Raw genomic sequence first — 807 nt, forward strand, 5'->3', positions numbered from 1 at the left:
ATTCAGRCCTGCGGCGCCTTCGCGCCTYCGGTCATCCCGCCTTGAAGCGCGGAGGCGAAGGCAGTGGTGATCACGCGACGGAACATCCTGGCCGGCGGTGCCGCGCTGGCTGCCTTTCCAGCCGCGGCGCAGGAGTGGCGGCCCAGCCGGCCGATCCGCTTCGTCATTCCCTACAATCGCGGCGGTGCGACCAGCGCGGTGGGAGGGGTCATCCAACCTCACTTGCAGACCGCCCTCGGCCAGCCGGTGCAGCTCACCTGGATCCCCGGCAACAGCGGCATCACGGGCACCGTCGCCGCGCTGGGCGCCGAGCCGGACGGGCATACGGTGATGCTGGCGTCGTCGAGCCTGCTCACCGCGCACGAGTACCTCTTCGGCGACCAGCTCCCCTTCAAGCCGAGCCGGGACTTCGCCCCCATCACCCGCGTGGGGGAGACCGCCGTGCTGCTGGCCGTGCCCGCCGGCCGCCCCTGGCAGACCCTGCCGGAGCTGGTCGAGGCGATCCGCGCCCAGCCCGGCAAGCTGAAGACCGCGACGAGCGGCGAGGGCTCCATCGGCCACCTGGTGATGGCCGCGCTGCTCGACAGGCTGGGCCTGAAGGACGCGGTCGAGATCGTGCATTTCGACGGCGGCGGCCGGTTCCAGACGCAGGCCCTGGTCACGGGCCAGGTGGACATGGCGATCGAGGCCGCCACGGGCCTGCTGCCGCCGATGCGCGTGGGCACGGTCCGCGCGCTCGCGACGACCGGGGAGTACCGCGCGGTCTGGACGCCGGAGCTGGCGATGGTACCGGCGGTGGTGGAGAGT

General features: G+C 72.4%; 1 protein-coding gene. It reads left to right on the forward strand.

Features of this window, described 5'->3' with window-relative positions:
- Window positions 1–63: 63 nt before the first annotated feature.
- On the forward strand, window positions 64–807 hold a 744-nt coding region (locus AC1DWF_RS33515), incomplete at its 3' end, for a Bug family tripartite tricarboxylate transporter substrate binding protein (RefSeq protein WP_476842811.1).

This window comes from Aminobacter sp. P4_D5 (genome assembly GCF_056401815.1).